Source organism: Curtobacterium sp. PhB170 (assembly GCF_003752345.1).
GTDB lineage: Bacteria > Actinomycetota > Actinomycetes > Actinomycetales > Microbacteriaceae > Curtobacterium.
The window spans coordinates 390,995-414,299 of the sequence record NZ_RJUM01000009.1 but is presented as its reverse complement, the minus strand read 5'-3'; the positions used below and the strand labels follow the sequence as shown (position 1 = coordinate 414,299).

General features: G+C 71.7%; 24 protein-coding genes and 1 pseudogene. 17 read left to right on the top strand and 8 right to left on the bottom strand.

Going from position 1 to position 23,305, the window contains the following annotated elements:
* Positions 1-11: 11 nt before the first annotated feature.
* The 3 genes from EDF40_RS06165 (at position 12) to ald (ending at position 3,643) form a co-directional block, all read left to right on the top strand.
* The gene (locus EDF40_RS06165) at positions 12-971 is read left to right on the top strand and encodes an AraC family transcriptional regulator (protein WP_123338754.1); all 960 of its coding nucleotides are present in this window, start codon (positions 12-14) and stop codon (positions 969-971) included.
* A gap of 54 nt (positions 972-1,025) precedes the next feature.
* The gene (locus EDF40_RS06160; protein ID WP_123338755.1) at positions 1,026-2,414 is read left to right on the top strand and encodes an FAD-binding oxidoreductase; all 1,389 of its coding nucleotides are present in this window, start codon (positions 1,026-1,028) and stop codon (positions 2,412-2,414) included.
* Positions 2,415-2,542: 128 nt separating this feature from the next.
* Positions 2,543-3,643 (top strand): alanine dehydrogenase, encoded by a 1,101-nt coding sequence (gene ald, locus EDF40_RS06155; RefSeq protein ID WP_123338756.1) that lies wholly within the window; start codon positions 2,543-2,545, stop codon positions 3,641-3,643.
* Positions 3,644-3,912: 269 nt separating this feature from the next.
* Here the strand turns inward: ald and EDF40_RS06150 are convergent, their stop codons facing one another.
* The gene (locus EDF40_RS06150; protein ID WP_123339037.1) at positions 3,913-4,713 is read right to left on the bottom strand and encodes a tryptophan-rich sensory protein; all 801 of its coding nucleotides are present in this window, start codon (positions 4,711-4,713) and stop codon (positions 3,913-3,915) included.
* 162 nt (positions 4,714-4,875) lie between these two features.
* On the opposite strand from EDF40_RS06150, the gene EDF40_RS06145 reads away from it, so the two are divergent.
* The 7 genes and pseudogenes from EDF40_RS06145 to EDF40_RS06115 form a co-directional block, all read left to right on the top strand.
* Complete coding sequence (locus EDF40_RS06145) at positions 4,876-5,859, top strand: magnesium and cobalt transport protein CorA (RefSeq protein ID WP_243698069.1); 984 nt, start codon at positions 4,876-4,878, stop codon at positions 5,857-5,859.
* Positions 5,860-5,873: 14 nt separating this feature from the next.
* On the top strand, positions 5,874-7,988 hold the full coding sequence (locus tag EDF40_RS06140; RefSeq protein WP_260212517.1) for an alpha-galactosidase: 2,115 nt from the start codon (positions 5,874-5,876) through the stop codon (positions 7,986-7,988).
* Positions 7,989-8,048: 60 nt separating this feature from the next.
* Positions 8,049-9,332: a chloride channel protein gene (locus EDF40_RS06135; protein ID WP_123338757.1), complete on the top strand. Its 1,284-nt coding sequence runs from the start codon at positions 8,049-8,051 to the stop codon at positions 9,330-9,332.
* Positions 9,333-9,386: 54 nt separating this feature from the next.
* The gene (locus tag EDF40_RS06130; RefSeq protein ID WP_374102075.1) at positions 9,387-9,641 is read left to right on the top strand and encodes an antitoxin; all 255 of its coding nucleotides are present in this window, start codon (positions 9,387-9,389) and stop codon (positions 9,639-9,641) included.
* Positions 9,642-9,775: 134 nt separating this feature from the next.
* On the top strand, positions 9,776-11,068 hold the full coding sequence (locus EDF40_RS06125) for an aminotransferase class V-fold PLP-dependent enzyme (RefSeq protein WP_123338758.1): 1,293 nt from the start codon (positions 9,776-9,778) through the stop codon (positions 11,066-11,068).
* Entirely contained in the window at positions 11,065-11,514 is a 450-nt protein-coding gene (gene sufU, locus EDF40_RS06120; RefSeq protein WP_123338759.1) for a Fe-S cluster assembly sulfur transfer protein SufU, read from the top strand. Before EDF40_RS06125 ends, sufU begins: the two co-directional genes overlap by 4 nt.
* 111 nt (positions 11,515-11,625) lie before the next feature.
* Positions 11,626-12,105, top strand: a pseudogene (locus EDF40_RS06115) (GNAT family N-acetyltransferase); the annotation flags it as partial.
* Between the two features lie 7 nt (positions 12,106-12,112).
* Here the strand turns inward: EDF40_RS06115 and EDF40_RS06110 are convergent.
* Entirely contained in the window at positions 12,113-12,850 is a 738-nt protein-coding gene (locus EDF40_RS06110; RefSeq protein ID WP_123338761.1) for a hypothetical protein, read from the bottom strand.
* Positions 12,851-12,969: 119 nt separating this feature from the next.
* Positions 12,970-13,425, bottom strand: coding sequence for a GNAT family N-acetyltransferase (locus EDF40_RS06105; RefSeq protein WP_185002822.1), 456 nt, complete (start codon positions 13,423-13,425; stop codon positions 12,970-12,972).
* A 63-nt stretch (positions 13,426-13,488) separates the two neighbouring features.
* Between EDF40_RS06105 and EDF40_RS06100 the strand changes: the two genes are divergently transcribed.
* Positions 13,489-14,058 (top strand): uridine kinase, encoded by a 570-nt coding sequence (locus EDF40_RS06100; RefSeq protein WP_123339041.1) that lies wholly within the window; start codon positions 13,489-13,491, stop codon positions 14,056-14,058.
* A gap of 24 nt (positions 14,059-14,082) precedes the next feature.
* Here the strand turns inward: EDF40_RS06100 and EDF40_RS06095 are convergent, their stop codons facing one another.
* Genes EDF40_RS06095 through EDF40_RS06085 form a run of 3 tightly spaced genes read right to left on the bottom strand, consistent with a single transcriptional unit; the run spans position 14,083 to position 15,470 of the window.
* Positions 14,083-14,658 carry an HdeD family acid-resistance protein gene (locus tag EDF40_RS06095; RefSeq protein ID WP_185002820.1) on the bottom strand — a complete coding sequence of 192 codons (576 nt, stop codon included), beginning with the start codon at positions 14,656-14,658 and terminating at the stop codon, positions 14,083-14,085.
* 52 nt (positions 14,659-14,710) lie between these two features.
* Positions 14,711-14,953, bottom strand: coding sequence for a hypothetical protein (locus EDF40_RS06090; protein ID WP_185002817.1), 243 nt, complete (start codon positions 14,951-14,953; stop codon positions 14,711-14,713).
* 52 nt (positions 14,954-15,005) lie between these two features.
* A complete protein-coding gene (locus EDF40_RS06085) occupies positions 15,006-15,470 on the bottom strand; it encodes a MarR family winged helix-turn-helix transcriptional regulator (protein ID WP_123338763.1) in 465 nt (154 codons plus the stop codon).
* Between the two features lie 62 nt (positions 15,471-15,532).
* Here EDF40_RS06085 and EDF40_RS06080 point away from each other — a divergent pair, with 62 nt between their 5' ends.
* The 3 genes from EDF40_RS06080 (at position 15,533) to EDF40_RS06070 (ending at position 17,880) form a co-directional block, all read left to right on the top strand.
* Complete coding sequence (locus tag EDF40_RS06080) at positions 15,533-15,901, top strand: VOC family protein (protein ID WP_123338764.1); 369 nt, start codon at positions 15,533-15,535, stop codon at positions 15,899-15,901.
* A 67-nt stretch (positions 15,902-15,968) separates the two neighbouring features.
* Positions 15,969-17,372 (top strand): LLM class flavin-dependent oxidoreductase, encoded by a 1,404-nt coding sequence (locus tag EDF40_RS06075; protein ID WP_221180443.1) that lies wholly within the window; start codon positions 15,969-15,971, stop codon positions 17,370-17,372.
* A 4-nt stretch (positions 17,373-17,376) separates the two neighbouring features.
* Positions 17,377-17,880, top strand: a complete 504-nt coding sequence (locus EDF40_RS06070; RefSeq protein WP_123338765.1) for an N-acetyltransferase — start codon at positions 17,377-17,379, stop codon at positions 17,878-17,880.
* A 4-nt stretch (positions 17,881-17,884) separates the two neighbouring features.
* Here EDF40_RS06070 and EDF40_RS06065 read toward each other — a convergent pair whose 3' ends face one another.
* Positions 17,885-18,472 carry a VOC family protein gene (locus EDF40_RS06065; RefSeq protein ID WP_123338766.1) on the bottom strand — a complete coding sequence of 196 codons (588 nt, stop codon included), beginning with the start codon at positions 18,470-18,472 and terminating at the stop codon, positions 17,885-17,887.
* Positions 18,473-18,589: 117 nt separating this feature from the next.
* A complete protein-coding gene (locus EDF40_RS06060; RefSeq protein WP_123338767.1) occupies positions 18,590-19,345 on the bottom strand; it encodes an SGNH/GDSL hydrolase family protein in 756 nt (251 codons plus the stop codon).
* Between the two features lie 173 nt (positions 19,346-19,518).
* Between EDF40_RS06060 and EDF40_RS06055 the strand changes: the two genes are divergently transcribed.
* The 3 genes from EDF40_RS06055 to allB are packed head-to-tail and all read left to right on the top strand — an operon-like array spanning position 19,519 to position 23,290.
* Positions 19,519-21,078, top strand: coding sequence for an NCS1 family nucleobase:cation symporter-1 (locus EDF40_RS06055; RefSeq protein WP_123338768.1), 1,560 nt, complete (start codon positions 19,519-19,521; stop codon positions 21,076-21,078).
* Between the two features lie 56 nt (positions 21,079-21,134).
* The gene (locus EDF40_RS06050) at positions 21,135-21,899 is read left to right on the top strand and encodes an aspartate/glutamate racemase family protein (RefSeq protein WP_123338769.1); all 765 of its coding nucleotides are present in this window, start codon (positions 21,135-21,137) and stop codon (positions 21,897-21,899) included.
* Complete coding sequence (gene allB / locus EDF40_RS06045) at positions 21,896-23,290, top strand: allantoinase AllB (protein WP_123338770.1); 1,395 nt, start codon at positions 21,896-21,898, stop codon at positions 23,288-23,290. Before EDF40_RS06050 ends, allB begins: the two co-directional genes overlap by 4 nt.
* Positions 23,291-23,305: the final 15 nt, after the last annotated feature.

Below are 23,305 nucleotides of genomic sequence, written 5' to 3'. Positions count from 1 at the left end.
GGTTCTCGGCCATGGTGATCTCGATGGACCGACCGGGCGGCCGGTACTCCCGTCGCGTGGTCGGCACTGACGTCGACCAGGCGCTCGCCTTCTTCGGGCGCGACTACGACTTCCGGGCACCCGCGGTCCGGCGCACCCGCCCCACCGCGCACTGGGACTTCGCCGGCGTCGGCGACGACCGGATGTCGCTGCGGTCGTCGCGGTTCATGGTCGACCTGCGCAGCGAGAGCCAGGTCGACGACGAGTTCCTGGTGGCCTGGATGCGGAGTGGCTCCAGCCGGATCACCTGCGGCGGCGAGACCTGGGCGCTCGAAGCCGGCGTGCCCGTCGTGCTGCCGTTCGCCGAGCCGTACTCCCTGCACCACCGCGACATCGCGCTGAACCTCGTGCACCTGGACCGCGACTTCGTCCGGGCGCTGGTCGGTGAGGACGACTTCGCCTTCGAGCCGATGCAGCGCCCGACGGCTGCGGGCACGGCTGCATGGCAGGACGTGGTCCGGACGCACTCGTCGACGTGGCTCGACGTCGACCACGACCTCGACCCGATCGCGCAGCGCGACATCGCCGAGGCCTTCGCGACCGCTGCGATCAGCGCGTTCCCGCAGCGCGATCGCTGGCGCTCGACCGTGGCCGGCGGCGGTCCGGAGCACGGACGCGTCCGCCGGGCGCTCGACTTCGTGCACGAGCACGCCCGCGAACCCATCGGCACACCGGAGATCGCCGCGGCGGCGGGGCTCAGCCCGCGCGGGCTGCAGCAGTCCCTGCGACGGCACCTCGACCAGACGCCCGGCGACCTGCTGCGCGAGGTGCGGCTCGACGGTGCGCGGGCGGACCTGCTCGGGGGTGCGCGCGACGAGACCTCGGTCGCCGAGATCGCGCGGTCGTGGGGTTTCGGACACCTCGGGCGGTTCTCGGCGACGTACCGTGCCCGCTTCGGCGAGCTGCCGAGCGAGTCGCTCCGCACGCGCTGACCGCCGTGGGGGCACCGAGCCGGGGAGTCCACTCGGCGGCGGTAGCGTGACGACATGGACACCGTCGTCACCGAGCTCCGCTCCGCCCTGCAGGACCCCGACGGCACCGTCGTCCGGACCGAACCGGGCGTGCTCGACGCCGCGCGGACCGACAAGTCCGGCTGGATCGCACCCGGCGGTCCGGTCGCCGTCGTCGAGGCCCGCACTGTCGAGCACGTGCAGGCGACACTCCGGACCTGCTCGGCCCTGGGCGTCCCCGTCGTCCCGCGCGGCGCCGGCACCGGTCTGGCGGGTGGCGCGAACGGCACCGAGGGCACGGTGGTGCTCAGCGTCGCGCGGATGGACCGCATCGTCGAGGTGTCCGTCGAGGACGAACTCGCCGTCGTCGAACCCGGGGTGCTCAACGGTGCGCTGAACGCCGCCGTCGCCGAGCACGGGCTGCGCTTCGCACCGGACCCGGCGAGTGCGGCGATCGCGAGCGTCGGCGGCAACATCGCCACGAACGCCGGTGGCCTGCGGTGCGTGAAGTACGGCGTCACGCGCGAGGCCGTGCTCGGACTCGACGTCGTGCTGGCGGACGGCCGGCTCGTGTCGACCGGCCACCGCACCGTCAAGGGGGTGACCGGTCTCGACCTGACGGCGTTGCTCGTCGGGTCCGAGGGCACGCTCGGCGTCATCGTCGGCGCGACGGTGCGCCTCGTGCCCATCCCGGCGGGGGAGCCTGCGACGCTCGGGGCCGTCTACCCGTCCGTGCAGCAGGCCGCCGCCGCGGCCGCCGCCGTGGTGGCGGGAGCGGATCGGCCCTCGACGGTCGAGTTGCTGGACGCTCTGGCCCTCGAGGGGATCGCGGCGTACCTCGGATCCGAGGTGATCGTCGAGACGGTGGGGAGCACCGCGGCGGGCGGGGTCTTCCTGCTCGTGGAGTTCGACGGCCCGGGCGCGACCGAGGCGGCGCTGGGAGCCGTGCCGCGCCTCCAGGCCGAGGGCGGGACCGTGCACCTGGCCGGGTCGGCGGCGGAACGCGAGCGCCTGCTGACGATCCGCCGGTCCTTCCACGCTGCGATGGAGTCGCGCGGTCGGGTGCTCATCGAGGACGTCGCCGTGCCGCGCAGCCGGCTCGCCGAGATGTTCGCGCGCGTGGAGGAGATCGGCCGCGAACACGGGGTCCCGATCCCGACCGTGGCGCACGCCGGTGACGGCAACCTGCACCCGAACTTCGTCTTCGACGGCGACGTGGCGCCTGCTCACGTCTGGGACGCCGCCGATGCGATGTTCCGTGCCGCGATCGAGTTGGGCGGGACCCTGACGGGCGAGCACGGCGTGGGGGTGTTGAAGCGTCGGTGGATCGGTGACGAGCTCGGTGACGACGTCCTCGAGCTGCAGCGGGGGATCCGACGGGTGTTCGACCCGGCAGGCATACTGAACCCGGGCAAGGTCTTCTGAGTGGCCATCCGCCGAATCTCATCGCACCGATGCGCCGTGCGTCATCAGGATCTTCGGCTGTAACGTCACCGCAACGAATCCAGCGCTGAATGGTGTGGACGAGAGCACCACCCACGAAGGAGTCTGCGATGCGCATCGGCGTCCCCACCGAGATCAAGAACAACGAGTACCGCGTGGCGGCCACCCCGGCGGGTGTCGCCGAGCTGGCGTTGCACGGCCACCAGGTCCTGGTGCAGGCCGGGGCCGGCACCGGGTCGGCGTTCCCCGACGACGAGTACCGCGCCGCGGGCGCCGAGATCGTCGACACCGCGGACGAGATCTGGGCGCGCGCCGAGCTGATCCTGAAGGTCAAGGAGCCGGTGGCGTCCGAGTATCCGCTCATCCGTCCTGGCCAGGTGCTCTTCACGTACCTGCACCTGGCGGCCGACCGTCCGCTGACCGATGCACTCATCGACTCCGGGGCCACCGCGATCGCCTACGAGACCGTGCAGCTGCCGGACCGCTCGCTGCCGCTGTTGTCGCCGATGTCCGAGGTCGCCGGGCGGCTGTCCGCCCAGGTCGGCGCCTACAACCTGATGCGCACGAACGGCGGACGCGGGCTGTTGCTCGGTGGGGTGCCCGGCACGCCGAAGGGCCGCGTCGTCGTGATCGGCGGCGGGGTCGCGGGCGAGCACGCCGCGACGATGGCGCTCGGCATGGGGGCCGACGTGACGGTCTTCGACATCAGTCTGCCGCGGCTGCGCGCGCTCGATGCCCGGTTCGACGGACGCATCACGACGCTCCGGTCGTCGGCGCACGCCATCGCTGCAGAACTCAGGGAAGCGGACCTGGTGATCGGTTCCGTGCTCATCCCCGGGGCGTCCGCGCCGAAGCTCGTCACCGACGCCATGGTCGCGGACATGCGGCCGGGATCGGTGCTCGTCGACATCGCGATCGACCAGGGCGGCTGCTTCGAGGGCTCGCACCCGACCACCCACGACGACCCGACGTTCGCGGTGCACGACACCGTGTACTACTGCGTGGCGAACATGCCCGGCGCCGTCCCGCGCACGAGCACGATCTCGCTGACGAACGCGACGCTGCCGTACGCCGTCGCGATCGCCGACCGCGGGTGGGAGGCCGCGCTGGCCGCCGACCCGTCGCTCGCCCTCGGCCTGAACGTGCACGCCGGCCAGGTCACGAACGAGGCCGTGGCGGCTGCGCACGGCTTGGTGGCGTCCGCGCGGTAGGCCCCGGCTGCGCTGCGCCGGGCCCCGGCCCCGGCCCCCGGCCCCCGGCCCGCGGCCCGCGGCCCCCGGCCCCCGGCCCGCGAAAGCGACAGTCTGCCGCGGAACATCCGCGGCAGACTGTCGCTTTCGCGGCACGGACCGGATCGGCGCCGCGAGAAGTGTCGGTTTGCCGGGACGGACCCGGACGGACCGCGACGCACCGTGGCGCCCCGCCCCCGAGACTCGGGCTGGGCGACAATTCTCGCAGCCGAGCGCCCGAGAAGTGTCGCTCAGCCCGAGACTCGGGCCAGGCCACGCGTGCCGGACCACCCCGCCCGCGCCCGCACGGCGACCGTCACCACCACGATCGCGGCGGCTGCGACCACCGCGGCCACGGCGGTCGGCGTCGACACCAGCGGACCGTCGAGCCGCGCGACCGCCACCCACGCCAGCCCCCAGGCCAGGGAGAGCATCGGCGCCAGGCGACCCCGACCCCACACGGCCAGCAGCAGCCCGACGAGCCCGGCCACCGCCGCGACGAGCACACCCCAGACGTCCTGCCCGAGGTCGAAGCCCCGGAAGCCCGCTGCCGTCAGCACCGCGGCCGTGTTCGCCGCCGTTGCGACGCACACCCACCCGAGGTAGAGGCCGAACGTGCCGTCGGTGACGATCGCCTCGACGACGCCGGAGGGCTTCGTCCGCCGCAGGATCGTGAACGTCCAGACCAGCACCGCGAGCAGGGCCACGATGATCGGCTCGCTCGCCCACAGGAACCCGAACTGCACCGACAGGATCCACGCCGCGTTGAGCAGCAGCGACAGGATCGCCGGCACCGCCAGCTTCGCGTGCCGGTCATCGTCCGACGTGCGGAAGAGCTGGCGGATGGCGTAGGCGATGAGGCCGACGTAGACGACGCTCCAGATCGAGAACGCCGGACCGTCCGGCGCGATGGCGGTCGACGACGCGGACAGTGCTCCGCCGGCAGCGTCCTGGATCGGTGTCCCGCCGGCCGCGCCGGACCCGACGAACGCCCCGACCACCGCGACGACGGCACTCACGGCGACCGCGATGCGCTTCCAGATCCTCTTCATGACCGTTCCCTTCGTCAGCATGCTGATTACCTGCACCGTAGGCGGGCGGTCCTGTCGGGCGCGCAGCGTGCGTTCAGCCTGTGGGGGACGGACCTGGAGGCGCGTGGCGGGCCCGCCACGGGCCTCCCGTCCGAAAGCCGGACACCTGCGTACGGTGGTCGCGTGAGCGTCGAGATGAACACCGTGTACGTCGACCGGATCGCCCCGATGGCGAGTCCGTCGCTGGACGACACCTTCCGGATGCTCGACGAGCAGGGCGCGAGCGCCTGCATCGTGCTGTACCAACCGGACGCGCAGGAGCTCGGCGACGTCGCGGTCGCGCTCGGCCTGCACGAGCTCGCGGTCGAGGACTCCGCCGAGGGACACCAGCGACCGAAGCTCGAGCGGTACGGCTCGACGCTCTTCGTGGTCCTCAAGCCCGCGCTCTACAACGACGGGCAGGAAGAGGTGGCGTTCGGCGAGGTGCACGCCTTCGTCGGCGAGGACTTCTTCCTCGTCGTGGTGAAGGCCGACCCGCGCGGCAAGCCGACCGTCCCGCGAGCGCTGCAGCGGATGAGCGGCAAGCCCGGCCTGGTGACGGTCGGACCGCAGGCGCAGCTCTGGGCGCTCATGGACACGATCGTCGACGGCTACGTACCGGTGATCGACGGGCTGGAAGAGGACATCAACCAGATCGAGGACCAGCTGTTCGCGGGCGAGGCCGGGGTCTCTCGGCGCATCTACGAACTCTTCGGCGAGGTCGTCGACTTCCAGCGTGCGGCACGCCCGCTCATCCACATCATCGAGAACCTGCACCGCGGCGCCGAGAAGTACCACCTGCCGATCGAGATGCAGCGCCGGTTCCGCGACGTCCTCGACCACGCCATCCGCACGGTGGAGCGGCTGGACACGTTCCGGCAGCTGCTGCAGAACGCCCTGACCGTCGACTCGACCCTGGCGGCGCAGAAGCAGAACGACGACACGAAGCGGATCTCCGGCTGGGCGGCGATCCTGTTCGCCCCGACGCTCATCGCCGCCATCTACGGCATGAACTTCACGCACATGCCCGAGTTGACGTGGACGTGGGGGTACCCGCTCTCGATCGTGGGGATGGTCCTGTTCGCCGCGATCCTGTGGGTCGTGTTCAAGGTCAAACGCTGGTTCTGAGGAAGACTGGGGTTGTGACCTCGTACGACCTCGTCCACCTGACCGCCGGGGGCGTCTCCCTCGTCCTCGACTGCCGTGACCACGCGCTGCCCGCGGTGGTGCACTGGGGAGCAGCCCTCGGGCCGCTGGACGACGACGCGCTCGTCGCACTCGCCGACGCGGACGTCGCTCCCGTGGCCCAGAACGAGATGGACGACCCCGTCCGTGTCGCCGTGCTGCCCGAGCCGAACCGCGGGTGGAGCGGACGACCCGGCCTGGCCGGACACCGCGACGGCCACGACTGGTCGCCGGCGTTCACCGTGCGGTCGCTCGACGTGACCGACACGATCGTCACGGCCGAGGCTGCCGACGACACCGCGGGCCTTGCCGTCCGGCTGACGATCGAGGTGCTCGTCTCCGGACTCGTCCGTGCCCGGGCTGCCGTCACGAACACCGCCGACGGCGTCTACACGGTGGACGACCTGACGGTGGCGATGCCGATCCCGTCCGGTGCGCGCGAGGTCCTGGACTTCGCCGGTCGATGGGGCAAGGAACGCACCCCGCAGCGCCGCGAGCTCGTCGTCGGCACCCACCAGCGCGAGAGCCGGAAGGGCCGGACCGGTGCCGACGCCGCGACCGTCCTGACGGTGGGGGAGCCCGGCTTCGGCTTCGCCCGCGGTCAGGTGTGGGGCGTGCACACCGGTTGGAGCGGGAACCACCGGCACCACGCCGAACGCCTGTCGACCGGGCGCCAGGTGATCGGCGGCGGCGAACTGCTGCTGCCGGGCGAGGTCCGGCTCGGCACGGGCGAGACGTACGAGGGGCCGTGGGTGTGGTTCGCCCACGGTGACGGGCTCGACGACCAGGCCCGACGCTTCCACCAGTGGCTCCGCAGCCGGCCGCAGCACCCGACGACGCCGCGGCCGATGACGATCAACGTCTGGGAGGCCGTGTACTTCGACCACGACCTCGCCCGGCTGACCGACCTGGCGGAGCGCGCCGCGGCCCTCGGGGTCGAGCGGTACGTGCTCGACGACGGGTGGTTCCGCGGCCGCCGGAACGACCACCTCGGGCTCGGCGACTGGTACGTCGACGAGGACGTCTGGCCCGACGGGCTCGGGCCGATCGTGGACCGTGTCCGGGCGCTCGGCATGGAGTTCGGCCTGTGGTTCGAACCCGAGATGGTGAACGAGGACAGCGACCTCGCCCGCGCCCACCCGGAGTGGATCATGCAGGCGGACGGCCGACTGCCGATGCGGTCCCGCGACCAGCAGGTGCTCGACCTGGCGATCCCCGAGGCGTACGCGTACGTGCTCGAACGGATGACGGCGATCATCGGCGAGTACGGCATCGAGTACGTCAAGTGGGACCACAACCGCGACCTGGTCGAGGCGGGGTTCCCCGGTGGCGGCGCGGCGGTGCACGAGCAGACCCTGGCGACGTACCGGCTGATGGCGACCCTGAAGGAGCGCTTCCCGACGCTCGAGATCGAGTCGTGCGCGTCGGGCGGCGCACGGGTCGACCTCGGCGTGATCGAGCACACCGACCGCGTCTGGGTGTCCGACGACATCGACCCCCTCGAGCGGCAGCAGATGCACCGGTGGACGCAGCAGCTCCTGCCCCCGGAACTCCTCGGCGCGCACATCGCGAGCGGCAGGAACCACTCGACGGGCCGCGTCCACGACCTGGCCTTCCGGGCCGGCACCGCGCTCGTCGGGCACCTGGGCATCGAGTGGGACCTCACCGAGGCCACGGCGGAGGAGTCGGCGTCGCTGGCGGAGTGGATCGCGCTGTACAAGGAGCTGCGCGGGCTGCTGCACGGCGGCGACCTGGTGCGCATGGACGAGGTCGACGACTCCCGGCTCGTGTACGGCACGGTCACGCCGGACCGGCAGCACGCCGTCTTCTTCCTGGCGAGCATCGGGCGGTCCGAGGTGTCCGGCACCGGTCGGGTCACGTTCCGCGACCTCGACCCGGACGTCTCGTACCGCGTCGACCCGATCGTGGTCGGCGACGGGCACGGGATCGTCCGACCGGACTGGTGGAGCGGCGCACGGGTGTTCAGCGGTCGGGTGCTCGGCACGGTCGGCCTGCACCCGCCGCTCATGCCCGCCGACTGCGTGGTCCCGTTCCGGCTGACGGCCGTCTGACGGCAGGTGGGACGACCGGGAGGCCCGGTGCCGGTGATCGGAGCCGCTAGGGTTTTCGACATGCCGCGCTCCGGACACGCGACCCCCGTCTGGGCGCTCAAGCTCGCCGTCGTCACCGCCCTGGTGGGCGTCTCCGGCGGCATCGCCGGCATCGCGGTGTGGCTCGCGCTGCAGCTCATCCAGTTCGTGGCCTTCGGGTACGGCTTCGGTGGGCACCTCGAGGCGGCGGACGCCCCGTCGGCGCTGAACCGCTTCCTCGCCCTCGTGGCCGCCGGTGTCCTGACGGGCTTCGCCTGGTGGGCGCTCCGGCGCTGGGGGCGTCCGATCGTGTCGGTCACCGCGGCGGTCGGCGGCAAGCGGATGCCCGCACTCGCGACCCTGGCGAACGCCGGCGTGCAGATCCTGGCGGTCGGTCTCGGCGCCTCGATCGGCAAGGAGGTCGCCCCGCGCGAGGTCGGCGCCTGGCTCTCCCAGCTCGTCACCCGTCGTGCCGGTCTCACCCCGCGCGAGACGAAGATCCTGGTCGCCTGCGGAGCGGCAGCGGGTCTCGCCGCGGTGTACGACGTCCCGCTCGGCGGTGCGCTGTTCGCCGTCGAGGTCCTGCTCGGCGAGATCAGCTTCGCCACGGCCCTGCCCGCGTTCGCCACGAGCGCCGTCGCCGCGTTCGTCGCCCGGCTCGTGATCCCGGACGAGGTGCTCTACCACGTGCCGGCGATGCACATGTCGCCGTCGCTGCTCGTCTGGGCGATCATCGTCGGGCCCGTCCTCGGCCTGGCCGGCGTCGGGTTCGTGAAGCTCACCAACCGGCTGCAGGGCATCGCGCCCAAGGGCTGGCACCTGCTCGTCGTGCTGCCGGTGGTGTTCGCGATGGTCGGGCTCATCGCGGTGCCGTTCCCCGAGATCCTCGGCAACGGGCGGGCGCTGGGCATCGTCGCGATGAACGCCTCGCTCGACGACGACACCGTCGCCGGCCTGGCGCCGATCGTGCTGCTCCTGCTGCTCGGCGTCGTCCGCACGATCACCACGTCGGCCACCATCGGTGCCGGCGCGGTCGGCGGCACCCTGACGCCCTCGATCGCGATCGGTTCGGCGATCGGCGGCGGCCTCGGGGGCGCGTGGCTCCTGCTCTGGCCTGCTGACGGCCCGGGCCTGGCGGCCTTCGCGTTCGTCGGCGCCGCGGCGTTCCTGGCGACCACGATGCGGGCCCCGTTCACGGCCCTCGTCCTGGTGGTCGAGTTCACGCAGGAGGGAACCGACATCCTCATCCCGTCGCTGCTCGCGGTGTCCGGGGCGGTCGCGGTCGGGTACGTCCTGGCACGTCGACGCAGCGCACAGATGGTGTGAACACTTCGTCACGTTCCGGGACAGACGGCGGCTCTGCGGCCTACGATCTGCGGCATGACGGAGCGACGGGCTCCGCACCGAGCTGAGGAGCAGGCCATGGCGGGGTTCGACGACATCACGAAGAAGGCCCAGGACTTCCTGAAGGACAACAAGGTCCAGGACGCCCTGAAGAGCGAGAAGGCCGAGGACATCAGCGACAAGGTCCTCGGGGGCGTCGCCGACGCGGTCAAGAAGGCCACCGGCGGCAAGTACGACGACAAGATCGACGGTGCCCGCGACGCTGCGGACAAGAAGATCGGCAACGAGTAGCCACACCGTGCGACGGCCCAGGACCCGGCGTGGTCCTGGGCCGTTCCCGTGCCGACTGGACGCCGTCGGGAACAACGGCCACCATTGACGGGTTGCTCCGGACAGCAACACCAGGAGGACGAGACGTGACAGTCGTGGCGCCGAACCAGCCGCTCACCGAGGCCGAGGTCGAGACGATCAAGTCGGACTTCCCGATCCTCGCGCAGGACGTGAACGGGCAACCGTTGGCGTACCTGGACTCCGGGGCGACGGCGGAACGCCCGACCCAGGTCCTCGACGCCGAGCGCCGGTTCCTCGAGCACGACAACGCCGCCGTGCACCGCGGCGCGCACACGCTCGCGGCCCTGAGTACCGATGCCTACGAGGACGCCCGTGCCACCGTCGCCGACTTCATCGGCGCTGCCGGTCCGAGCGAGGTCGTCTGGACCGCGAACGCCACCGACGCCCTCAACCTCGTCGCCTACGGCATCGCGAACGCCAGCCGTGGCCGCGGCGGGGTCGACGCCGCTCGCTTCCGCATCGGACCGGGCGACGAGATCCTGGTCACCGAGGCCGAGCACCACGCGAACCTCGTGCCCTGGCAGGAACTCGCCGCGCTGACCGGTGCGACGCTCCGCTGGGTCCCGGTCGCCGACGACGGCACCTGGACCGCCGAGGACGCCGCTGCCCTGATCACCGACCACACCAAGGTCGTCGCGTTCGCGCACGTCTCCAACGTCACCGGCATGGTCGCCCCCGTCGAGCAGATCGTCGGTCTCGCCCACGCCCGTGGCGCGCTGGTCGTCCTCGACGCCTGCCAGTCCGCGCCGCACCGGCCGCTCGACGTGCAGCAGCTCGGCGTCGACTTCGCCGCGTTCTCCGGGCACAAGATGCTCGGCCCGAACGGCATCGGCGTCCTCTGGGGCCGCAGCGAGCTGTTGAACGCGCTGCCCCCGTTCCGCACCGGTGGGTCCATGATCACCACCGTGACCATGCAGGCGTCGGAGTTCATGCCGGCACCCGAGCGGTTCGAGGCCGGCACGCAGCCCGTGTCGCAGGCCGTCGCCCTGGCCGAGGCCGTCCGCTACCTGCAGGGCATCGGCATGGAGCGTGTCCGAGCGCACGAGGAGCACCTCGCCCGGCGCATGCTCGACGGCCTGGCCGCCGTCCCCGGCATCCGCGTCGTCGGTCCGCCGGTCGGCGTCCCGCGATCGGGCCTGGTGTCGTTCGACGTCGACGGCGTGCACGCCCACGACGTCTCGCAGTACCTCGACGCGCAGGGCATCGCCGTCCGCTCGGGGCACCACTGCGCCCAACCCCTGCACCGCCGCCTCGGCCTGGTCGCCACCAGCCGCGCGAGCACCTACGTCTACACGACCGAGCACGACGTCGACCGGTTCATCGCGGCCGTCGGCGAGGTCCGCGGCTACTTCGGAGCGACCGCGTGAACGCCCTCGACAGCCTGTACCAGCAGGTCATCCTCGACCACGCGAAGGCCCGGCACGGCGACGGCGACCTGCCCGACGCCGACGCCTCGCACTTCGAGCGCAACCCCACGTGCGGCGACGAGATCACCGTCCGCATCCGCCTCGAACCGGGCACCGACCGCATCGCCGGTCTCGCCTGGCAGGGCGACGGCTGCTCGATCTCGATGGCCTCGGCATCGGTCCTCACCGACATGGCCGTCGGCCGCACGGTCCCGGAGCTCCTCGCACTGACCGACGAGTTCCGCACGATGATGCGCTCCCGCGGCGTCGGCGAGCCCGACGAGGACGTCCTCGAGGACCTCATCGCCTTCCACGGCGTCTCGAAGTTCGTCATGCGGGTCAAGTGCGGCATGCTCGCCTGGGTCGCGGCGGAAGCCGCCGCGCGTGAGGCGACCGCGTCCCGCTGAGCCGGGTGCGGCTCGCGTTCGCGACCACCGGACGGCCAGGAGGCCCGGTACGGGCCCGCCCCGCGCCTCCCGTCCGTCGCCGGCAGCGTCTCGAGCGTCCGGAGCGACGAACGGAGGACAGCAGTGATCGTCGAGGTGCGCCGCCCCGGAGGGGCGGAGTCCGACCTGATGGTGCGGACGTACCTGACCGAGGTGGCCTCGCGCTGGTACGGGCGCGACGCGACGCCTTCCGAGGTCGATCTCGCACTGGCCGACGAGCCGTACGACGACCTGCAGGGCGACAGCGGCGTGTTCCTGGTGGCGTCCGACGGTGGACGGCCGATCGCGTGTGCCGGCGCCCGGTTCCTCGGCGACGTGGCGGAGCTCACGAAGGTGTTCACGCTGCCGAGCCACCGTGGGCGGGGCGTGGGGTCGGCGTTGCTGCGCCGGCTCGAGGCGGAGTGTCGTGCGCGGGGGATCGCGTCCCTGCGACTGGACACCCGGGCTGCGCTCGCCGAGGCCTGCGCGCTCTACGAACGACTCGGGTTCGTCCGGGTGCCGCCGTTCAACGAGGATCGGTACTCCGACCGTTGGTACGCGAAGCCGTTGTAGGCCCGGGTCAGGGGCAGACGTCCTGCGTCGAGGCCTTCGTGTCGTTGACCACGACCGTCGTCACGATGTCGTCGGCTGCGGTGACACCGCCCGTCGTGTCGAAGTGCAGCCAGTGTCCGCCGGTGGTCGGTGTCACGTACTCGCGGTAGCCGCCGATCGTCGAGTCCCACGTGTCGATCGTCTTCTCGAGACCCGGGTACGCCGCGCGTACCTCGTCGGCGGTCGAACCGAGTGCGATGCCCGTGGTCGTGAGCACGGGCGACGAGAAGGCCCCGAGATCGGCGGCCTGTCCGGCCACGCGGACGTAACGGACGCCCGCCCCGGAGTCATCGGCCGCGACGAGGATCCGGTAGCCGGATCCGCTCGGGGTGGACAGGTCGGCAGACTCCCACTCCCAGAACGTCGGACAACCGCTGGACGGCTGACGCGTGAACCCGGCGGCCGGCAGGACGGTGCCGGCGTCGGCGGCGCCGAGCTGGACCGGTCCGAAGGACGCGTCCCCGAAGCGCCACGTCGACGGGCCGGTCGGGGCGGGCGACGCGGCGCCGGTCGGGGTCGGCGTGGGTGTCGACGCGCTGTCGGTCGCGGTCGGCGTGGGTGTCGACGAGCGGGTCGTCTCGGCGGCCGTCGCGCTCGTCGGCGCCGCGCTCGGAGCGCCTGTGCCGGACGCGGTCGCGCAGCCCGTGGCCCCGATGAGGAGCGTGGCGATCCCGACGGTGAGGACGGTGGTGCGGAGTGTGGTCATGGTCTCCCCCTTCACTGAGCAGTGTCGTCGTGCAGGCGATCCTGACACGCGGCGGCGTGTCGGCCTGCCGGCACGTCCTCGTGTCCGTCACGACCATCGGCGCGGCCAGGGAGCTGCCGTCAGCTCGCTCCGTGCGGTCCGCGGTCGGGATCACGGAGGGTCATGAAGACGTCGACGTCGTCCTCGGTGTCGACGACGAAGCCGTGCCGTTCGTAGAGCCGTCGTGCGGGGCTTCCCTGCAACACGTTGAGTCGGGTCGTGCCCGTGTGGGAAGCGGACAGGACGGTCCGGAGCACCGTGGACCCGATGCCGCGCCCCTGGGCGTCCGGCGCGAGGTAGAAGTGCTCGATCCACCGGGTGTCGGCGTCCGGACGCACGGTGATCGAGCCGCGATCGCACCCGTCGACCACGACGACCCGGGTGTGCTCGGGTGCGAAGGCATCACGCATCCGTCGGCGGACCCGGACCGCGTCGAAGCGGCCGAGACGCTCCAGGTCGGCACGGAGGACCTGCGCACGCAGCTCGACGAGCCACTCGATGTCCTCGGGGATGCTGTTCCGCAGTGTGACGTCCACCCGTCGAGCCTAGGAGTCGTCGGAGCGGATCCCGTGGTGGTGATCGGCTCGTACGCTGGTCCGATGGATCAGGACGGTGTCATCGACCTCGTGGCGGCACGCCGCGCCTCGGCCGGGCACCCCATCGTCGTCGGCATCTCGGGGTACTGCGGCTCGGGGAAGTCCACGCTGGCGCGCAGTCTGGCCGGGACGGTCCCGGGCGCGGTGCGGATCCGTGGGGACGACTTCCTCGATCCGGAGCGGTCCCACCGGCGGTCGGGAGACTGGGGCGGTGTCGATCGGGAGCGTCTGACGTCGTCCGTCCTCGAACCGCATCGGACGGGGCGAGCGAGCACGTTCCAGCGGTTCGACTGGTCGGTCCGGGCGCTCGGTCCCGCGGAGCCACTGCCGACGACGGACGTCGTGGTCGTCGACCTCATCGGCCTCTTCCACCCGGACGCGATGCCGCACATCGACGTGGCGGTCTGGTGCGACGTGGACCTCGACACCGCCGCTCGTCGCGGCATGGCGCGCGATCGCCGGCTCGGACGTGACCACCACGACCTGTGGCGGGACGTGTGGATCCCCAACGAACGCGACTTCGAAGCACAGTTCGCCCCGAGGGACGCTGCCGACGTCCTCTTCGACGGGTGACGGGCCCTTGCGCAGCGGCCGTGGTCAGACTGCTCGACCGGCGGTCGTGGCGGATCGGTCAGTGCGTCCGACGGTGACCCCGAGGGCGATCTGCACGATGCCGAACAGGATCAGGAAGCCGGCGATGGCGACGACGGCCAGCGCTGCCCCGATGGACGGCAGGTTGATGACGAGCACGCCGATGACGATGCTGAGCACCGCGGCGCCGATCGTCAGAGCACGGTTCGTCGGTGTCGGGGCGTAGAGCAGCGTGATGCCCTCCACCAGCCAGGCGAAGCCGATCACGAACGCGATCCACCGCACCCCGACCGGCGGGGCGACGAGCGCCACGATGCCCCCGGCGAGGATCAGTGCGCCGAGGACGACCAAGCCGATGCGGCGGCCGGTGCCGATCCCGCGGGCGAACGCACGGACGATCATCGACAGGCCGGACACCAGCAGGTAGATACCGAACACCCACGCGACCGCGAACAGCGTCGCGTGCGGGTGCACGAGTGAGGCGACACCGACGAGGACCGCCACGATGCCGACGATCAGCAGCGCGGTCCGTAGTCGTCGATCCCCGCCGACGTCGGTGACGACGTCGTCCTGCAGCGCCATGGTGTCCGCCCTTCCCTGAGAGGATCTGGTCCTGCGCGCTTCTGCGTCAGGGCTACTCCTCGGAACCGCCCGTGTCCGGTGCCGATGCGGACGCATCGGTCCGCGCGGGGTCGGTGCGGCCCGGCGGGCGCGCTGGCCACGTGACGAGCAGCAGCACCGCGACCGGGCCGAACAGCAGCGTCAGGAGGAACCAGGTCCACGCCGATCGGTTCCGGGTCCGGGCGTACCCACCGGCGAGCATCGCGACGCTGAGCCAGAGGCTCGACAGGTACAGGCCGGAGAAGTCCTCGTGCACGAACGGTTCCCTTCGAGAGATACATCAATACCGGTCGAAGGGTAGCGCGTCGTCAGACCGCGGTGGCCTCGTCGTCGCTGGTGCGACGGAGGGAGCGCACCATGCTGCGCAGCGCCCCCCGCGCCGCCACCTGCTGCTCGTCCGACAGTCCGTCGAGCATCCGGACCTCGACGCCGCGGACAGCCGCGCTCGCGAGCTCGAGGCTCGCCTGCCCGCTCGCCGTCAACCGCGTCGGGAGCGCCTTGCCCACCGGCGCCTCGGTGGCCCGCGTCACGAAGCCGTCCCGTTCCAGGGCCTGCAGCAGCACGTTCATCGACTGCCGGGTGACGAAGGCGCCGCGTGCGAGCTCGGAGTTCGACAGTCCGGGCCGCTGGGCCAGCAGTTCGAGGCACGAGTAGTGCGTCATCGTCATGCCGAGGGGGCGCAGCACGGCCTCCATCGCGGCGCGGAGCGCGCTCGCGGCTTCTTTGAGCAGGTACCCGAGGGACATCTCGAGGTCGATACCGTCTTGACTCATGTCAGGAGTCTGACATAGATTGCTCCGTGTCAGAAGACTGACACGACACGAAGGAGCACCACATGCCCGTCACCGGACCCGATTTCATCTCCCTGCAGACCCGCGACCTGACGGCGTCCCAGGCGTTCTACGAGCAGTACCTCGGTCTGGTCCGCTCGCAGGCCGGCCCGCCGCACGCCGTCGTCTTCGAGACGACGCCGATCGCGTTCGCACTGCGGGACGTCGTCCCCGGCACCGACCTCGACGCGGTCTCGCAGCCGGGCATCGGGGCGGCGATCTGGCTGCACGCGACCGACGTGCAGGCCATCCACGACGCCCTGGTGGCCGACGGCCACACGATCGTCGCGGCGCCGATCGACGGCCCGTTCGGTCGGACGTTCACCTTTGCCGACCCGGACGGCTACCAGGTCACGCTCCACGACCGCGCCTGAGTCGCCGGCCGTCACGCTTCGTCACGATGGATGACGGACGCAGACCCCGCACGTAGCGTCGCCAAGCGTGACCAGCAGCAGCGAGCCCCGGCAGATCCGCTTCAACGCGTTCGACATGAACTGCGTCGCGCACCAGTCCTCCGGGCTGTGGCGGCACCCGCGCGACCGATCGCGGGACTACCGCGACCTGACGTACTGGACGGACCTGGCGAAGACGCTCGAGCGCGGGGCGTTCGACGGCATCTTCATCGCCGACGTGCTGGGCACCTACGACGTGTACGGCGACTCGAACGAGGCCGCACTCCGCACGGGCTCGCAGGTGCCGGTCAACGACCCGATCCTGCTGGTGTCGGCGATGGCGTCGGTGACCGAGCACCTCGGCTTCGGGATCACGGCGGGCACGGCGTACGAGCACCCGTACCCGTTCGCCCGGCGGATCTCCACGCTCGACCACCTGACCAAGGGGCGCGTCGGCTGGAACGTCGTCACCGGCTACCTGCCGAGCGCCGCGCGGAACATGGGCCAGACCGACCAGCTGTCGCACGACGACCGCTACGACGTGGCCGACGAGTACCTCGAGGTCCTCTACAAGCTGTGGGAGGGCTCGTGGGAGGACGACGCGGTCGTCGCCGACCGCGCGTCCGGCGTCTTCACCGACCCGGCGAAGGTGCACCCGATCGAGCACCACGGCAAGCACTTCGACGTGCCGGGCATCCACCTGTCCGAGCCGTCGGTGCAGCGTTCGCCTGTCATCTACCAGGCGGGCGCGTCGCCGCGCGGCATCCGCTTCGCAGCGGAGAACGCCGAAGCCGTCTTCGTGGGCGCACCGACCGTCGAGCAGCTCGCGTCGACCGTCGCGAAGGTCCGTGACGCCCTGGAGGCAGCTGGTCGCGACCGCTACGCCGCTCGCGTCTACACGCTGCTCACCGTGATCACGGACGCCACCGACGAGCTGGCGCAGGCGAAGTACGAGGACTACCTGTCGTACGCGTCGGAGCTCGGTGCGCTGGTGCTCAACTCCGGCTGGATGGGCGTCGACCTGTCGCAGTGGGACCTCGACGAGCCCCTCGGTGATGTCGAGTCGAACGCGATCCAGTCGGTGGCGGCGAACATCGCGGCGGCGACCGGCGAGGACGGCAGCTCGTGGACGATCCGCGACCTCGCCCGGCACACCGCGATCGGCGGGCTCGGGCCGGTCGCCGTCGGCGGGGGAGCGACCATCGCCGACCGCTTGCAGGAGATCCAGGAGCTCACCGACGTCGACGGCTTCAACTTGGCGTACGCGGTGACCCCGGGCACGTGGGAGGACGTCATCGAGTTCGTCATCCCCGAACTCCGGGCGCGTGGGGCCTACCCGACCGGCTACGAGCCCGGTTCGCTGCGGCACAAGCTGCACGGCCGCGGTGACCGGCTGCCCGACGAGCACCGTGGGGCGTCGTTCAGGATCGGCAGCAGCGCGGTCGTAGGCTGACCGGGTGATCGAACCGTCCGTGTCCGTGCGTCCAGCGGACCCGGACGAGGTCTCGGCGTGTGTCGACCTGTGGGTCGCAGCGGTCGCGGCACGGGACAGCGTTCCGGAGTCCGACGCGGTGCGAGCCCGCGCGGCGTCGAAGTTCGCCGTGCCGCGCGTCGCACTGCTCGTCGCTGCCGGAGCGGCCGGTGCGATCGACGGCTTCGCGCTCGTGACGGCGCCGGGGTCCGGGCGTCCGACCGACCCGTCCGACGCCGCCTACCTGTCGCTGCTCGCCGTCCGCCCGGACGTGCAGGCGCGGGGTGTGGGGCGTGCGCTCCTGGCCGCGTCGGTCGACGCGGCGTCGGCGACGGGACACCCCGCGGTGGTCCTGCACGCACTCGCCGGCAACGAGCGGGCGCTGCGGCTCTACGAAGCCGGCGGGTTCCGGGCGGACGGGGTCGAGTTCCCGCACGCCCTGACGGGCGGGCCGACGCGGACGTACATCGCGACGGCCCCGGCGCACTGAACGGTCAGACGCGCCACTTCGGTCGCGGGGCGTGGTCCTCGTAGGACTGCCGACTCGGGTAGGTGATCAGCTCGATCGTCGATCCCCACGGGGTGCCGACGTACACGAACCGGTTGCCGAATCCTCCCTCGTTGCCGCCCAGGTCGCGCGGGTCCGCGTACCGCTGGCCGCCCGCCGTCTCGATGTGCGACAGCGCGTGGTCGATGTCGTCGACGTAGAACGCCACGTGCTGCCAGCCGAGGTCGCTCGCGCGGACGGCCGGGCGCTGATCGGGGCCGTGGTACTCGAACAGCTCGAGTCCCGGACCGTTCGGCAGCGCGAGCATGCGCAGCGCGCCCTGGGCCATGGTCTTCGGGATGCCGAGCCGGCGCTGCACGTCGGGTTGACCGCGGAGCGGTTCGCTCCGGAGGAACCGGTCGTACAGGGGGACGGCGTCGAGTCCCAGGACGAAGAAGTCGGTGGCCTGGTCGATGTCGGGCACGGTGAGGCCGATGTGGTCGATGCCGTGTGCGGTGCTGGGGGTGCCCGTCGGGGTGGTGACGGTTGCAGGACGTGTCGCGGTGGTGCCGGATGGGCGTGGCGCAGTGTGCATGGTGCCGTCTCCCCTGAGTTCGGCTCGGACGTGGATCACCCGAGTAGAACGGCTGCGCGCGGGGGAGGACAAGCGGAGCGCGGGACGCGTGCGGAGAACCGCCGCGATCGTGCGTGATCAGTCGACGGGGGTCCACGCCGGGTACGTTGCCGAGCGTCCGTCGCCCGAGGACCGCCGGGTGACGCGGCGCTGCACCCAGGGCAGGACGTGCTCGCGGTAGTAGCGGAGTTCCTCGGAGAATCGGGTGCGACCGGTCTGTTCGGACGCCGGCTCGATCGGTGCCGGTCCGTCCCCGATCGCGTGCAGGGCGAGGTCCGCGACGCGCTGGTGGCCAGTGTCGTTCATGTGCAGCCGGTCCTCGGACCAGAACTCGGCACGGCGCAGGTGTGGATCACGGGACACGTCGACGAAGGGCAGGTCGTACCGCCGGGCGAGGTCGGCGAGGGCGTCGGCCCAGGCGTCGCCGCGCGCGTTGATGAGGTGCCCCAGGGGGAGCCGGGCGCTCGGGTCGGCCGGGCTCAGCAGTGCCAGGTGGACGCCGCGGTCGAGGACCGTCCTGACCGCTGCCTCGAGCGGCGCGATGAGGGCGGCAGCGTCGAACCGTGGCCGCAGCAGGTCGTTGCCGCCGGCGCAGAAGGTGATGAGCGTCGGGGTGGGGTCGAGTGCGAGCGCCGCGTCGAGTTGCTCGTCGAGGACCCCGGCGAGCAGGCGCCCGCGGACCGCGAGGTTGGCGTACCGGACGTCTGCGTCGTGCGCACGGGCCATGCCGCTCGCGAGTCGACCGGTCCAGCCGGGGAACGGTACGGCGCCGGCGTCGCCGATGCCCTCCGAAAAGCTGTCGCCGATCGCGACGTAACGGATGGTGTCGGGCATGGGGCCATCATCGTGCACATGTCTGTGCACGTTCTGGTGTGGAACGAGCGTTTCAGGACAGCGACCACGACACACGACCGTTACACGAGGGAAACGGCGGGCGCGAAGAGGCTCCCTAACTTCTGTGGTGGAGGCGATCACCGCCTCCCCACCCCACTCCCTCGGAGGACGCCATGGCTACCGATCTCGTGACACCCGTCGCAGCGCCCCACGCCCCCACCACGACCGCCGCACCCGCTGGTGCCGGCGTCGTCAAGCCCGGGTACGACCCGGCGCTCACGAACGAGGACCTCGCCCCGCTGCGCAAGCAGAGCTGGACGAGCTACAACTTCTTCGCCTTCTGGATGTCCGACGTGCACTCGGTCGGCGGCTACGTCACCGCCGGGTCGCTCTTCGCACTCGGCATCGCGAGCTGGCAGGTGCTCATCGCCCTGGTGGTCGGCATCCTGATCGTGCAGGTCTTCGCCAACCTCGTCGCCAAGCCGTCGCAGCGCACCGGCGTGCCCTACCCGGTCATCAACCGTGCGGTGTTCGGGGTGCTCGGGGCGAACGTGCCCGCGATCATCCGCGGGCTGATCGCGATGGCCTGGTACGGCGTGCAGACGTTCCTCGCCGCGCAGTCGCTCAACATCATCTTCCTGAAGTTCATCCCCGCCTCGGCCGGGCTGCTCGACCACTCGTTCCTGGGGCTGTCGGCGCTCGGGTGGATCTCGTACGCGATCCTGTGGGTCGCGCAGGGGGCCCTGTTCTGGATGGGCATGGAGGCCATCAAGAAGTTCATCGACTGGGCGGGCCCGGCGGTGTACGTCGTGATGATCGCGCTGGCGATCTACCTCGTCAGCCAGGCCGGCATCGGCAACATCTCGTTCACGCTGTCGGTGGGAGAGCCGCTCTCGTTCGGCGCGTCGATCCCGGTCATGCTCTCCGCGGTCGCCCTGGTGGTCAGCTACTTCTCCGGCCCGATGCTCAACTTCGGTGACTTCTCGCGCTACGGCAAGTCCTTCGCGTCCGTCAAGCGGGGCAACTTCTGGGGCCTGCCGATCAACTTCCTGTTCTTCTCGGTGCTCACCGTGCTGTGTGCGAGTGCGACCGTGCCGGTCTTCGGCAAGCTCATCACCGACCCGATCGAGACCGTGCAGGCGATCGGCGCTCCGTTCGCGATCCTGCTCGGCGGCCTGACCTTCGTGACGGCGACGGTCGGCATCAACATCGTCGCGAACTTCATCAGCCCCGCGTTCGACTTCTCGAACGTCGCTCCGCGCAAGATCTCGTGGCGAGCCGGCGGCATGATCGCCGCGGTCGGCTCCGTGCTGCTGACCCCGTGGAACTGGTACGGCAACGACCAGGCCATCCTGTACACGCTCGGGGTGCTCGGCGCGCTGATCGGCCCGCTGTTCGGCATCCTGATCGCCGGGTACTACATCGTCGGGAAGCAGCGCATCGCCGTCGACGACATGTACACGAAGGACACCTCGGCCCGGTACTGGTACCGCGGCGGCTTCAACCCGAACGCCATCGGTACCCTCGTCGTCACCGGGGTGGTCTCGGTCGCCAGTGCGGTGCTGCCGCCCGCGCTCGGGATCCTGCCGGGGTTGAACAACTACAGCTGGTTCATCGGCTGCGGCCTGGGACTCGTGGTCTTCTGGGGCCTCGAGCGGGTCCGGCCGAGCATGCCGGAGCTCGCCTCGGACGACCCGACGGTCGACGACGGCGCCGCCGTCGGGCGAGCCTGAGACGCCCCCGCACCACCAGCGACACCCGCACCGCCCGCACCACCGGAAGGACCCCGATGCGCATCCGCGTCGTCAACCCGAACACCACCGCCTCGATGACCCGCTCGATCGGCGTCGCCGCCACCGCGGTCGCCGGCCCGGGAACCATCGTCGAGGCGGTGAACCCCACGATGGGCCCGGCGTCGATCGAGAGCCACTACGAAGAGGCGCTCGCGGTGCCGGGGCTCCTCGAGCAGATCGCGCTCGGGGAGCAGGACGGCGTGGACGCCTACGTCGTCGCCTGCTTCGGTGACCCGGGCCTCGACGCCGCGCGGGAGCTCGCCGCCGGGCCGGTCATCGGGATCGCCGAGGCGGGCTTCCACGCGGCGGCGATGCTCGGGCGCCGGTTCGGCGTCGTGACGACCCTGGCGCGGACGACCGGACGGGCCCACGAGCTCGCCGAGCGCTACGGCTTCGCGTCGCTCGTCACCGAGATCCGGGCGTGCGAGGTCGCGGTGCTCGAGCTCGACGACCCCGCCTCGGGAGCACGTGCCCTGGTGATCGAGGAGTGCCGGGCCGTCATCGCTGGCGGAGCCGACGCGGTCGTGCTCGGCTGCGCGGGGATGGCGGACTTCTGCGCCGAGGTCTCGCGGGCGATCGGGGCGCCGGTCGTCGACGGCGTCGCCGCGGCGACCGTGCTCGCCGAGTCGCTCGTGCGGCTCGGGCTCTCGACGGGCAAGCACGGCGAGTACGCCACCCCGCCGACTAAGGCGATGTCGGGTCTGCTGGCGGGCTTCGAACGCCAGCCGGCGGCGGCCGCGACGGTCGGGGCGGGCGCATGACGGGCCTCCCGGCCGCCGCCGACACCGTCGCGGACCTCGTCCTGCGCGCGGATCGCGCCTGGATCGACGGAGCCTTCCGCCCCGCTGCGGTCGTCGTGCGCGACGGCCGCGTCGACGGCGTCCTGCCCGTCGACGCCGTGGTCCGGACGCTCGACGACCGCACCGTGCCGGACGACCAGGTCCTGCTGCCCGGCCTCGTCGACACCCACGTGCACGTCAACGAACCCGGACGCACCGAGTGGGAGGGGTTCGCCTCCGCGACCCGGGCCGCCGCCCTCGGCGGGGTCACGACCATCATCGACATGCCGCTCAACTCGATCCCCGCGACGACGACGGTCGAGGCGCTCGCCGTGAAGCGGGCGAGTGCCGAGGGGCGGGTCGCCGTCGACGTCGGGTTCTGGGGCGGGGCGGTCCCCGACAACGCCGGCTCGCTCGGCGCACTGCACGACGCGGGTGTCTTCGGCTTCAAGTGCTTCACCGCGCCGTCCGGGGTCGACGAGTTCCCGCACCTGGACGCCGACCAACTGCGCGCCGCGATCGAGGAGGTCGCCCGGATCGATGCCCTGCTCATCGTGCACGCCGAGGACCCCGAGTTCCTGGTCGACCACGCCGCGCTCGGCGGCCACTACGAGGACTTCCTCGCCACCCGCCCGGTCGACGCCGAGCGGTCCGCCATCGCGCGGGTCATCGACGGCGCACGGGCCACCGGCGCCCGGGTCCACATCCTGCACCTGTCCGACGCGGGAGCGATCCCGATGATCCGCGCCGCGAAGGACGACGGCGTCCGGATCACGGTCGAGACCTGCCCGCACTACCTGTCGTTCGAAGCGGGGTCCATCCCCGACGGCGCGACCGAGTACAAGTGCTGCCCGCCGATCCGTGACGACGCGAACCGTGACGCCCTGTGGGCCGGTGTGCTCGACGGCACGATCGACATGATCGTGTCCGACCACTCGCCGTCGACCGCCGACCTCAAGGTCGACGACTGGGGACTCGCCTGGGGCGGGATCGCCGGCCTGCAGGTCGGCTTCCGGGCCGTCTGGACCGAGGCCCTCCGCCGCGGCGTCCCGCTCGAGGCGCTGCTGCCGCTGTTCACGACCGGTCCGGCAGCACTCGTCGGCTTCCCCGACCGCGGGGTCATCGCCCCCGGCGCGCTGGCCCACTTCGCCGTGTTCGACCCGTCCGCCACGGCCGTCATCGACGTGGCCGGCCTCGCACACCGCAACCCGGTCTCCGCGTTCGCCGGCCTGGAGGCCCGTGGCCGCGTCACCGAGACCTGGCTGCGCGGGCGCGTGGTGGCGTCCACCGCGTCCGGCGTCACCGCCGTCGAGGGGCAGCTCGTCGCTGCGCCCGCGACCGCGGATGCCCGGGTCACCGAAACACGTCTGTAACGATCGTTCCGGTAC